Raw genomic sequence first — 12302 nt, 5'->3', positions numbered from 1 at the left:
ATGGCATTAAAAAATAATGAAAAAGTAGACAATGTTGATTTGATTTTAAAATCTACTTGGCTCGCTGTTTCAAAGATGTACAGCGATTTGGCGCAAGAATATGATTCAACGGCAGTTCAAGCACTGACACTCTTAAAAATTGATCCAAAAGAAGGCACAAGAAGTACAAATCTTGGTCCTAAAATGGCTATTGAACCAACGTCCCTAACGAGAATTATAAAATTACTCGAAGATAATGGGTATATCTATAAAGAGAAAACAACACTAGATAAACGTGAAGTCATCATTAAATTGACAGAAAAAGGGATTAAAAGTAGAAACTTATCTAAAGAAGTGGTTCTGAATTTTAATAATAAAGTGATCGAAAAAATTTCGGCAGAGAAATTGGATATATTTAAGGAAGTGATGACCACTATTTTAAGAATTGCAAACGAAATTAATAATAAAAAATAATAGAAAAGTAAACCGCAAGGTTTTCTTATTTGAATAAAGTAAAATAAAAATTTATGATGAATCGACACATAAAACATGTCACTGTTTTAGGTTCGGGAATTATGGGTTCTGGTATTGCAGCACATTTCGCAAACATTGGCGTAGAAGTGCTTTTACTAGACATTGTTCCTTTTGAGCTAACGGATGCAGAGATTAAGAAAGGTCTTACCAAAGAAGACAAGATGGTGAGAAACAGAATGGCTGCAGATAATTTTGCTAAAATTAAGAAATCTAGTCCAGCACTTTTATATTCACCAAAATTTGCGGATAGGATCACTGTCGGAAATTTTGACGACGATTTAGAAAAAATAAAAAATACGGATTGGATTATTGAAGTTGTGGTTGAAAGATTAGACATCAAAAAATCAGTTTATGAGAAAATTGAGCAGTTTAGAAAACTGGGAACATTAGTGTCTTCAAACACTTCTGGCATTCCGATTCATTTCTTAATTGAAGGAAGAAGTGATGACTTTAAAAAATATTTTGCAGGCACACACTTTTTTAATCCAGTAAGATATTTACCACTTTTAGAAATTATTCCGACGCCCGATACAGATCCGGAAATAATTGATTTCTATATGTCTTACGGCGCTAAATTTTTAGGAAAAACCACAGTTTTAGCCAAAGATACACCAGCATTTATTGCGAATAGAATCGGTGTTTTTTCTATGACGAATTTACTTCACCTCGTGAAAGATCTAGGCTTAAATGTTTCTGACGTCGATAAATTAACGGGGCCAATCATCGGACGTCCAAAATCAGCAACCTTCAGAACAGCCGACGTGGTTGGTTTAGACACTTTTGTTCACGTTGCAAAAGGTGTTCAGGAAAGTGGTACCGAACAGGAAATGTTTCAGAATGGTTTTGCAATGCCTTCGTACATTTATTTTATGATGGAAAAGAAAATGTTGGGTTCAAAAACGGATGGCGGCTTTTACAAAAAAATCAAAAACACAGAAGGAAAACCAGAAATTCAAGGTTTAAATCTTGAAACTTTAGAATATGAACTTCAGGGCAAAAATTCTTTTCCAACTTTAGAATTAACAAAAAATATCGAACGACCTTTAGATCGTTTTAAAGTTTTAATTGCTGGAAAAGACAAAGCAGCCGAATTGTACAGAAAATCTTTAGGCGCTTTATTCGCGTACGTTTCACATAAGGTTCCAGAAATTTCTGATGATATTTATAAAATTGATGACGCACTTCGTGCTGGTTTCGGTTGGGAAAATGGCCCTTTTGAAATTTGGGATGCCGTAGGTTTAGAAAAAGGAATTGAACTTGCAAAAGCGGAAGGTTATGAAGTTTCTGACTGGGTTAAAAATTTAGCAGTGAAAAATCTAACTTTTTATAAAGTAAATGATGAAGGTCAAAGTACTTTTGTTAATAAAGATTCCGGCGATTATTCTAAAATTCCTGGTCAAGATTCTTTTATTATTTTAAATAATATCAGAAAAAATAAAACGCTTTGGAGCAATTCTGGCGCCGCAATTCAGGATTTAGGCGATGGAATTATCAATTTTGAAATTAAGTCCAAAATGAATTCACTTGGTGGTGAAGTTTTAGATGGTCTAAATCGGGCAATCGATCTAGCAGAAAAGGATTACGACGGTTTGGTAATTGCCAACCAAGGTGCTAATTTCTCTGTCGGAGCAAATCTCGCGATGATTTTAATGATGGCGGTTGACCAAGATTGGGACGATCTGAACAGGGCGATCTCTTATTTCCAAAAATCAATGATGCGCGTCCGTTATTCCTCAATTCCGGTTGTGGTTGCCCCTTTCGGGATGACTTTAGGCGGCGGTTGTGAAATGACAATGCATGCTGACAGAGTTGTTGCTGCGGCTGAAACGTACATCGGTTTGGTAGAAGTTGGTGTTGGCGTAATTCCCGGCGGAGGCGGAACTAAAGAAATGACGTTGAGAACGTCCCGTGATTTCCATAATGATGATGTTAAAAATAACCGTTTGCGTGAGGCTTTTATGAATATCGCAATGGGAAAAGTTGCCACTTCTGCATATGAAGCGTATGATATGGGAATTTTAGAACACGGAAAAGACATCGTAGTTGTAAATAAGCAAACGCAAATCATGACGGCAAAAATGCTTGCTAAAAGTTTATTTGAACATGGCTATACGCAACCGATTGAGCAAAAAGTGAAAGTGGTTGGTAAAGATGCTTTGGGAATGTTTTACGTGGGAACAGACCAAATGTTGGCTGGAAATTACATTTCTCAACACGATAAAAAGATTGCTGATAAACTGGCTTACGTGATGGTAGGCGGAAATTTATCAGAACCAACCGTGGTTTCTGAACAATATTTATTAGATCTTGAACGTGAAACTTTTCTTCAACTGTGTGGTGAAAGAAAAACTTTGGAAAGAATTCAGTTCATGTTAACCAAAGGAAAACCTCTTCGCAATTAGAAGTTAGATATTAGACATTCGAAGTTAGATGAAAACGCATAGATTAAAAGAGTTACTTATTTGGAGGAAATCAATGATTTTGGCTAAAGATGTTTATCTATTAACAGAGAACATTCCTTCAACTGAGAAACTTGGACTTATTTCACAAATTAGAAGATGTGCTGTTTCCATTCCATCTAATATCGCAGAAGGTGCTGGAAGAAATAATCCGAAGGAATTTTATCAATTTGTAGGTATTGCAAATGGTTCTTCCTTCGAATTTTAAACTCAACTTAATAGTTGCTAAAAATTTAGAATACATATCATTCGAAAATTACAATCTAATATTTGGTGAATTAAAACATATCCAAAATATGCTAATAAAATTAATCAACAATTACAATATTTAATTTAAAATCATCAGTACATAATACATTGTACATAATACAAAAAAAATGAAACAAGCATATATAATTTCAGGTTACAGAACCGCCGTAGGAAAAGCGCCGAAAGGAAGTTTAAGATTTACGCGTCCAGATGTCCTGGCAGCGACCGTTATTGAAAAATTAATGGCGGACTGTCCGAAACTAGATAAAAACAGAATTGACGATTTAATTGTTGGAAATGCAATGCCAGAAGCCGAACAGGGTTTAAATATCGCGCGTTTAATTTCTTTAATGGGATTAAATACGGACAAAGTTCCTGGTGTTACGGTGAACAGATACTGCGCTTCCGGAAGTGAGGCAATTGCTATTGCTTCGGCTAAAATTCAGGCAGGAATGGCTGATTGTATTATCGCAGGTGGAACAGAATCAATGAGTTATATTCCCATGGGTGGCTACAAACCAGTTCCGGAATCTAATTTAGCAAAAACCAATCCTGATTATTATTGGGGAATGGGTTACACCGCAGAAGAAGTGGCTAAACAATATAATATTTCCCGTGAAGCGCAGGATGAATTTGCTTTCCACTCGCACGAAAAAGCTTTAAGAGCTAATAAAGAAGGAAGATTTAAAGATCAAATTGTTCCAATTCCCGTCGAATATACTTTTCTTAACGAGCAACAAAAACCTGAAACTAAAAAATTCGATTTTTCTGTGGATGAAGGTCCTAGATTTGACACTTCTTTGGAAGGATTGGCAAAATTACGTCCCGTTTTTGCCAACGGTGGAAGCGTAACTGCAGGGAATTCTTCACAAATGAGTGACGGTGCAGCATTCGTAATCGTAATGTCTGAAGACATGGTAAAAGAATTAGGTCTTGAACCACAAGCAAGGTTAGTTGCTTACGCTGCGGCTGGTTTAGAACCAAGAATTATGGGAATGGGTCCGCTTTATGCGATTCCAAAAGCCTTAAAACAGGCAGGATTGGATATAAAAGATATTGATTTAATTGAACTTAACGAAGCCTTTGCCTCCCAATCAGTTGCAGTGATGAATGAATTAAATTTAAATAAAGATATTGTTAACGTAAACGGTGGCGCAATCGCACTCGGACATCCACTTGGCTGTACAGGAACAAAATTAACTGTTCAACTATTAGACGAAATGAAAAAACGTGGTAATATGAAATACGGAATGGTGACGATGTGCGTGGGAACTGGACAAGGCGCGGCTTCTATATTTGAGTTGCTTTAAAAGACGAAAAGAGAATAGACGGATAGATAATAGACTTTAATTATTCAATAATTAAGATGAGTGATTTTAAAAGACACAATTTTAAGAAATTAAAAATTTGGCTGATGGGAATTGAAATTGCAAAAAACATTTCAGATCTTACCAGTAATTTTCCTTCTTATGAAAATTTTGGATTGAGAAGCCAAATGGAAAGATGTTCCGTGTCTATTCCGTCCAACGTTGCAGAAGGTTCCAGTAGAACTAATAAATCGTTCAGTCATTTTTTAGACATTTCTCTTGGATCTTCATTTGAATTACAAACCCAACTACTATTAGCAAATTATAAAAAATACGTTTCAGATGAAATTACTTCAAATATTGAAACCAAAATTGAAGAATTTCAAAGAGCGACAATGGTCTTTCAAAACAGTTTAAATCAATAACAAAAATTTCTAATTATTAACCAGATTAAAGTCTATTATCTATTAGTCTTTTATCTATTTTCTAAAAATAAAAACAAATGAACGATACTAAAACAACCTTACAAGGCGGTGAGTTTCTTATAAAACAAACGCCGGCACAAGATATTTTCACTTTAGAAAATTTATCTGAAGAACAAAAAATGATTCGTGATTCTGCGAAAGAATTTATAGACCGTGAAGTGGTTCCTTTCCATGAGCGTTTTGAGCATAAAGATTATGCCTTAACGCAGGAAACTATGAAAAAATTGGGTGAAATGGGACTTCTTGGAGTGACTGTTCCCGAACAATACGGCGGTTTAGGAATGGGTTTCATCACGACTATGCTCGTTTGCGATTATGTTTCCGGTGGAAATGGCTCTTTAGCCACGGCTTTCGGTGCGCATACCGGAATTGGAACTTTGCCGATTTTACTTTACGGAACCGAAGAGCAAAAAAATAAATATTTACCAGATTTAGCAACGGGTACAAAATTCGGCGCTTATTGTTTAACAGAACCGGATGCAGGTTCAGATGCAAACTCAGGGAAAACAAAAGCAGTTTTATCCGAAGACGGTAAAAATTATGTCATCAACGGACAAAAAATGTGGATCTCAAATGCGGGTTTTGCAGAGATCTTCATCGTTTTTGCAAGAATTGAAGATGATAAAAATATCACCGCATTTATCGTAGAGAAGTCAGGAACTGAAGGTTTGACTTTTGGCGAAGAAGAGCATAAACTCGGTATTCGTTCCTCTTCTACCCGACAGGTTTTTTTCAATGACATGAAAGTGCCGGCAGAAAATCTTTTAGGTGAAAGAAATAACGGTTTTAAGATCGCTTTAAATTCTTTAAATGTGGGCAGAATTAAATTGGCTGCGGCAAATATCGACGGACAAAGAAGAATTTTCGGTCATTCTGTAAAATATGCAAATGATAGAAAACAGTTCGGCGTTTCTATCTCAACTTTTGGAGCAATCAGAAAAAAATTAGCCGAGATGGCGACTGGAATTTTTGTAAGTGAAGCGGCAACTTACCGCGCTGGAAAAGATATTCAGGATAAAATTGATGAATTAATTGCCGGCGGAATGGGTCACCAAGAAGCGGAATTGAAAGGTGTAGAAGAATTTGCAGTTGAATGTTCTATCTTAAAAGTTTTTGTTTCGGATCTTACGCAACATACGGCAGATGAAGGAATTCAAATTTACGGTGGAATGGGCTTTTCTGAAGATATGCCAATGGAAGCCGCGTGGAGAGATTCCAGAATTGGTAGAATTTATGAAGGAACCAATGAAATAAACCGTTTGTTGGCTGTCGGAATGTTAATTAAAAAAGCAATGAAAGGCCAATTGGATTTAATGGGACCTGCAATGGCGGTTAGCAAAGAATTAATGGGAATTCCATCTTTTGAAAGTCCGGATTATTCTGAATTTATGTCAGAGGAAAAAGCCCTTTTAGAAAACCTGAAAAAAGTATTTATGATGGTTTCCGGCGCGGCTTTGCAGAAATTTATGGGAGAAATTGATAAACAACAACATTTATTATTGAACGCTTCTGAGATTTTAAACCAAATTTATATGGCAGAATCTGCAATTTTACGCGCAGAAAAAAGTTTCGACAAAGATTCTGTAGAGGCTTCAATGGCTCAATTAAATCTTTACAAAGCCACAGAAAAAATTATTGCTGCCGCAAAAGAAGGCATTATTTCTTTTGCCGAAGGTGATGAGCAACTTATGATGCTTTCTGGTCTACGAAGATTTACGAAATACACCAACACACCAAATGTGATCGCGTTGACTGAAAAAATTGCAGCACATTATGTGGAAAAAGGTGCTTATTAAAAATAAGTAAATGTTATTCTAAAAACGTCTCGGGAAACTGGGGCGTTTTTTAGTTTTCAATTAAATTTTAGTAAAATCAATTTTTAACTAAAAATTAGGTTTGCCGATCCCGCACGAGACAAATCTTTGAACAAATATTTATTATATATTTATAAGGAATTAATTACTTTTAAAGTTTAAAAAATCAAATCACCACGAAAATCAATGAATCATGTCGAATATTTTTCTTGGCTGTGACGACTAAATTGAACCAGTATTTGAAGATCTTGGCGGTAAGCCATAAAAATAAAACCCTTTAATGATTAAATCTATGAAAATAAGATTACTACTTATATTTTTGCTTTTGGTGTTATTTTCTAATGCACAAACAATTGCTACAAACAAAACTGATGTTTTAGATAATGAATGTCAAACACCAACTCGTGATGATTATAAATTACTTTGTGGTGATGTAGCCTCAAAGGCTAAAGTTGACGAAAAAGAAACAAAATATTATGAATACGTTTATGAAAAAAGAATTTTACAATTGTCTTGTGTAAATTTAGAAGTTGATGATGACCAAACTATAAAGAGAAAAGTACAACAATTCTGGAACAAGTATAAAACGAATTGTACTTGTGATAGTGTATCTTTTAATATCCCAAACGGAAATATTTTAAAATTTTCAATCGCAAAAAATTTTTTAGATTTTTTAGATACCTTCGTTTTAAATTATAATCTTGATATAAATTTTATAGATCCAGCAGATGGTAAAAACTTATTGGACTACTTGAATGATGAAATTGAAAAATTGAAAACAAATGGAGCATCAAATAGCAGTATACAAGTTTATCAACATTACAGAGATGAAATAATTTCACTTGGTGGCAAGCCATCAAAATAAAACTATTTAATAATTAAAAAAATGAAATTTAAACTACTACTTACCCGATATCGCGGATTTGTAATCCGTGACTAACCCGTATTATATTTTGTAATCCACACCCAAAACCCGTAAATTTGTATTTTTATCATTAAAAAATAAATGACCCAAACAAAACCCAAAATCTACATCATCGGCGCCGGAATAAGCGGTTTAATTGCTGCCCAAACTTTAGAAAAACACGGCTTCTCTCCCACTATTTTAGAATCTACAGATTCTGTCGGCGGTCGTGTAAAAACTGATATAGTAGATGGTTATCAATTGGATCACGGTTTTCAGGTTTTGCTCACTTCTTATCCGGCGGCGCGGATATTTTTAGATTTTAAAGCTTTAGAATTGCAAAATTTCTTACCAGGCGCAACTATATTTGATAATGGGAAATCACAAACTATCGGTGATCCGCTTCGCAATTTTTCTTTGCTTATTCCGACCGTATTTTCAAGCATTATTCCTTTAATGGATAAAATTAAAATTCTTCAGTTAAACTTGAAATTAAAATCAAAAAGTTTAGATGAAATTTTCGCTGAAAAAGAAATTAGCACTTTAGAATATTTGCAAAAATTTGGATTTTCGGAGAAAGCAATTTCTCAGTTTTTTAAACCTTTTTTTAGCGGTATTTTTTTAGAAACCAAATTGGAAACTTCAAGCAGAATGTTTGAGTTTGTTTATAAAATGTTTGGCGATGGATATGCCGCTTTACCGAAAGCAGGAATACAAGAAATCCCTAATCAACTGGTTAATAAATTAAAATCAACAAAAGTACTTTTTAACACAAAGGTTTTGGCGGTAAAGGATGGCGAAATAACTTTAGAAAACGGTGAAATTTTAGAAAGCGATTTTACGATTATCGCGACAGAATCTAAGAATTTACTTTCTAATTTTAAGAGAGAAAATATAAAATGGAAATCTTGTGTTACGATCTATTTTGAGACAGAAAGACGCGTTATTGAAAAACCAATTATCGGACTTTTGCCAAAACAAAATACACTTATCAATAATCTATTTTATAATACGAGTTTAGAAACGGTATCAAGTTCTGATAAAGAATTACTTTCCGTAACGGTTGTTGACAATCAAAATTTTAAAGGCGAAGAACTCGTTGAAAAAGTAAAAGTTGAGTTAAAAAAACATTTCAATATTGAAGTTATTCGGTTAATTATGCAATACGAAATCCCAAAAGCACTACCCGATCTGAAAAATATTAAATATAGTTTGACGCCAGCCGAAACGCAATATTCTAAACAGATTTTCCTTGCTGGAGATACTTTGCTGAACGCCTCTCTAAATGCAGCAATGCTTTCCGGTGAAAGTGCGGCATTGGCTGTGATAAACGCTTTTAAATAGAAATCACAATATTCTAGCGTAATCATTCACCAATATTTTCCAAATTACCAATTTAAAGCGCTGAGAAATCAGGGCTTTTTTTTGTTCTTAAAAATGGATTTTGAATTAAAAATTTGCTTCTGTATATTTGGTGATATTTTTTTTATTAAATTCACCTTATACTAAAATTCATGAACGATATAATTTGCCCTAGTTGTAAAACTGCTTTCAAAATAGATGAAGCAGGTTTTGCCAATATTTTAAAACAAGTGCGTGATGTGGAATTTAGAAATGATGTGGAAGAGAAATTGAGCGTATTTAATAAAGAAAAAGATTTAGAATTTAAACTTTCAAAAATTGAAAGTGAACATAAATTTAAGGATGAGTTAGCAGAAAAAGTTAATGAAATTGCGAAATTGAAGGGCGATAAAGAAAAAGAAATAACAGCTTTGAAGAATTCGCAAGACATATCTATCTCTACACTAAATTCAAAAATTTTAAACTTTGAAACAGTCAAGGAATTAGCAGTTGCAAATGCAATTAAAGTAGTTGAGAAAGAGCGAGATATTTTTAAAAATGAAAAAGAAAGTTTAAACAAAATTTTTAAAAGTGAAATAGAATTGAAAGATCAAATGATCGATCGTCTAAAAGATTTACGTTCAAAGTTATCAACAAAATTAGTTGGCGAAACACTCGAGCAACATTGCGAAATTGAGTTTAATAAAATAAGATCGACTGCTTTTGGAAATGCTTATTTTGAAAAAGATAATGACGCGCGCAGTGGTAATAAGGGTGATTTTATTTACCGAGAATTAGATGAAGTTGGAAATGAAATTATTTCTATTATGTTTGAAATGAAGAACAAGGAAGAAAATTCTACCACTAAAAGTAAGAATGAAATCTTCTTTCAAAAATTAGACAAAGACCGAAATGATAAGAAATGTGAATTTGCAATTTTGGTGACTTTGTTGGAAGAAGATAACGAACTTTATAACACTGGAATTGTAGATGCTTCACACAGATTTCCCAAGATGTACGTAATTCGTCCGCAGTTTTTTATCCCAATGATTACGCTTTTAAGAAATGCCGCAATGAATTCTTTAAAAGCAAAAGCGGAACTGGCCTTAGTAAAAAATCAAAATATTGACATCACAAATTTTGAAGACAGTATTAATATTTTTAAAGAAGGTTTTGCGAAAAATTATGATCTGGCGAGCAGACAGTTTAAAACTGCTATCGACGAAATTGATAAAACGATGGATCATCTTCAAAAAACAAAAGACTCTTTATTATCTTCAGTAAATAATTTACGTTTGGCTAATATTAAAGCCGAAGATTTGACAATTAAAAAACTGACCAAAGGAAACCCAACAATGAGCGCAAAGTTTAATGAGCTGAAAGAAAATAACACTTCCGAAAGTTTAGATTTGTAATATTTACCAGGATTTATTTCTTCTTCATCTCTTTCATCAGATCTTCAAGATAATCCGTCTGTATTTCCTGTATTTCCAGAAGCATTTTGTTCTGATGGACTAAAAGATGATCAATTTTCTCACTGAGTAATTTTATTTCCAGTTCGGCTTTAAGGTTAATTTTATAATCATGTTCACCTCTAAGTCGGTCTTTTTGCTCCTGACGATTTTGCGACATCATGATAATTGGTGCTTGAATAGCTGCTAAACAAGAGAGTAATAAATTCAATAAAATAAATGGATAGGGATCAAAAGGTTTTTGTGTAATAAACCAGATGTTGATAAAGATCCAGATCATTATAAATGAAAAAAATACGATTATAAAAGTCCAACTTCCCCCAAAAGCCGCCACTTTATCTGCCAACTTTTCACCCGTTGTAAGTTCAGCTTCAATATCTTCTTCCATATTTTCAGAAAGGATAGAATTATTTTTAATCGCATCCATCACATCAATATCAATAATGGCAAGCTCACCTTTTTCTTCTGCTATTAATGATGTAAGGTATAATCTTCGGTATTGATTTAATTCAGAAAGTGAAATAAAATCTTGAATCGTAAATCCTGGAAAACGACTTTCAATTAATTTAAATATACCTTCTCTTAAATCTTCACCTTGAAGTTGTTCTCCCTCAGGAATATTTTTTTTACTAATGAAGCTGGTTTTCATTTACTAATCTTGTTTATAAATCAAAGCTAGATAAATTTTACCAAAAAATTATAGACAAAATTTATTGAATTGAAGCCAAACTAATTTAAATTTGTGCTAAACTACTTTAATGTCAGATAACAAGAATCAAATTTTTCAAACTCTAAATAATAATCGGTACAACCGTGCAAAATGGACTTTAAGAATTATTTCTATTTTAGCTTTAACGGCTGTTGGGTTGGTCATCTTTACAGTAATTAGAGGAAAAAATCCTACGCTTCCGCAGATGAATTCTGTTAGCAGCGCCTACAAGACGAAACTTGATCCTTCTTCACCTTTCACGATACAAACTAAATTAAATAAAAAGTTTAAAGGTTTTAAAGATTTTTTAAATAAAAGAATCGCGTTTGAAAATAAAAATGGAGCTAGAAAAGATGCTAAATTAGTTCGTGGTGCATTCTATGTACCTTGGAGTCCTTTGTCTCTATCAGATTTGAGAACCAATGGAAATAAACTAAATACTATTTACCCTGAATGGTTTTTTATTAATCCGAAGACTTACAGGTTAGACAGTAGAATCGATAAAGAGGCATTGGGCGTTATGAAACATTTTGGTTTGAGCATTCAGCCAATTTTTAATAATTTCCTTTCCGTCCCAGGAAAGCAGGGGAATTTTAGTGGTGATTTAATTAAAACTGTTCTTCATAATCCTAAAATTCAAGATCAGTTGATCGCTGATCTAGTAAATACTATTAAGCAAAATCAGTTGCAAGGAATTAACATCGATTTTGAAGAAATGACAGAGAATTCTGATAAATATTTAAATGCATTTCAGAAAAAATTATATCTGGCTTTTAAGCAAAATCATTTATTAGTTTCTATTGATGTGATGCCGGACAATTCTGATTATAATTTAAAATATCTGCAAAATTTTACAGATTATTTTATCGTGATGGCTTATGATCAATATAATGACTCTTCACAATCTGGACCGATTAGTGCTCAAAAATGGATTGAGAAACAGATGGATGATGTTGCGAAGATCGTCCCAAGCAGTAAATTAATTCTTGGTGTCGCAGGTTACGGAAGACAATGGATCAAGCAATACGTAACGAACCAAGGCAGGACAA

At 33.5% G+C, this 12302-nt stretch carries 11 protein-coding genes; 10 read left to right on the top strand and 1 reads right to left on the bottom strand.

Features of this window, described 5'->3' with window-relative positions; genetic code table 11:
• From ACVBED_RS04465 to ACVBED_RS04425, 9 genes are all read left to right on the top strand, one after another.
• Positions 1-453, top strand: coding sequence for a MarR family winged helix-turn-helix transcriptional regulator (locus tag ACVBED_RS04465; RefSeq protein WP_447118857.1), 453 nt, complete (start codon positions 1-3; stop codon positions 451-453).
• A 56-nt stretch (positions 454-509) separates the two neighbouring features.
• Positions 510-2915, top strand: a complete 2406-nt coding sequence (locus ACVBED_RS04460) for a 3-hydroxyacyl-CoA dehydrogenase/enoyl-CoA hydratase family protein (RefSeq protein ID WP_447119464.1) — start codon at positions 510-512, stop codon at positions 2913-2915.
• Between the two features lie 73 nt (positions 2916-2988).
• Positions 2989-3180, top strand: coding sequence for a four helix bundle protein (locus ACVBED_RS04455; RefSeq protein ID WP_473094563.1), 192 nt, complete (start codon positions 2989-2991; stop codon positions 3178-3180).
• 169 nt (positions 3181-3349) lie between these two features.
• A complete protein-coding gene (locus ACVBED_RS04450) occupies positions 3350-4531 on the top strand; it encodes a thiolase family protein (protein WP_447118853.1) in 1182 nt (393 codons plus the stop codon).
• Between the two features lie 56 nt (positions 4532-4587).
• Positions 4588-4953: a four helix bundle protein gene (locus tag ACVBED_RS04445; RefSeq protein WP_447118851.1), complete on the top strand. Its 366-nt coding sequence runs from the start codon at positions 4588-4590 to the stop codon at positions 4951-4953.
• 77 nt (positions 4954-5030) lie between these two features.
• Positions 5031-6809: an acyl-CoA dehydrogenase family protein gene (locus ACVBED_RS04440; RefSeq protein ID WP_447118849.1), complete on the top strand. Its 1779-nt coding sequence runs from the start codon at positions 5031-5033 to the stop codon at positions 6807-6809.
• A 310-nt stretch (positions 6810-7119) separates the two neighbouring features.
• The gene (locus ACVBED_RS04435) at positions 7120-7692 is read left to right on the top strand and encodes a hypothetical protein (protein WP_447118847.1); all 573 of its coding nucleotides are present in this window, start codon (positions 7120-7122) and stop codon (positions 7690-7692) included.
• Between the two features lie 141 nt (positions 7693-7833).
• Positions 7834-9075 carry an NAD(P)/FAD-dependent oxidoreductase gene (locus ACVBED_RS04430; protein WP_473094562.1) on the top strand — a complete coding sequence of 414 codons (1242 nt, stop codon included), beginning with the start codon at positions 7834-7836 and terminating at the stop codon, positions 9073-9075.
• Positions 9076-9245: 170 nt separating this feature from the next.
• Positions 9246-10487: a DUF2130 domain-containing protein gene (locus ACVBED_RS04425; RefSeq protein ID WP_473094561.1), complete on the top strand. Its 1242-nt coding sequence runs from the start codon at positions 9246-9248 to the stop codon at positions 10485-10487.
• A 13-nt stretch (positions 10488-10500) separates the two neighbouring features.
• Here ACVBED_RS04425 and ACVBED_RS04420 read toward each other — a convergent pair whose 3' ends face one another.
• Positions 10501-11193 (bottom strand): DUF1003 domain-containing protein, encoded by a 693-nt coding sequence (locus tag ACVBED_RS04420; RefSeq protein WP_447118839.1) that lies wholly within the window; start codon positions 11191-11193, stop codon positions 10501-10503.
• Positions 11194-11302: 109 nt separating this feature from the next.
• On the opposite strand from ACVBED_RS04420, the gene ACVBED_RS04415 reads away from it, so the two are divergent.
• Positions 11303-12302 (top strand): glycosyl hydrolase family 18 protein (locus ACVBED_RS04415; RefSeq protein WP_473094560.1); only part of this gene is annotated, 1000 nt, incomplete at its 3' end.

This window comes from Halpernia sp. GG3 (assembly GCF_052976925.2).
Note: the sequence above shows the minus strand (reverse complement) of the source record. Positions and strands in the feature narration are given on the sequence as shown.

Bases quoted from the DNA above. Each gene is read 5' to 3' on its own strand.
- ACVBED_RS04465 (WP_447118857.1), top strand. From the start codon at position 1: ATGGCATTAAAAAATAATGAAAAAGTAGACAATGTTGATTTGATTTTA.
- ACVBED_RS04460 (WP_447119464.1), top strand. From the start codon at position 510: ATGAATCGACACATAAAACATGTCACTGTTTTAGGTTCGGGAATTATG.
- ACVBED_RS04455 (WP_473094563.1), top strand. From the start codon at position 2,989: ATGATTTTGGCTAAAGATGTTTATCTATTAACAGAGAACATTCCTTCA.
- ACVBED_RS04450 (WP_447118853.1), top strand. From the start codon at position 3,350: ATGAAACAAGCATATATAATTTCAGGTTACAGAACCGCCGTAGGAAAA.
- ACVBED_RS04445 (WP_447118851.1), top strand. From the start codon at position 4,588: ATGAGTGATTTTAAAAGACACAATTTTAAGAAATTAAAAATTTGGCTG.
- ACVBED_RS04440 (WP_447118849.1), top strand. From the start codon at position 5,031: ATGAACGATACTAAAACAACCTTACAAGGCGGTGAGTTTCTTATAAAA.
- ACVBED_RS04435 (WP_447118847.1), top strand. From the start codon at position 7,120: ATGAAAATAAGATTACTACTTATATTTTTGCTTTTGGTGTTATTTTCT.
- ACVBED_RS04430 (WP_473094562.1), top strand. From the start codon at position 7,834: ATGACCCAAACAAAACCCAAAATCTACATCATCGGCGCCGGAATAAGC.
- ACVBED_RS04425 (WP_473094561.1), top strand. From the start codon at position 9,246: ATGAACGATATAATTTGCCCTAGTTGTAAAACTGCTTTCAAAATAGAT.
- ACVBED_RS04420 (WP_447118839.1), bottom strand. From the start codon at position 11,193: ATGAAAACCAGCTTCATTAGTAAAAAAAATATTCCTGAGGGAGAACAA.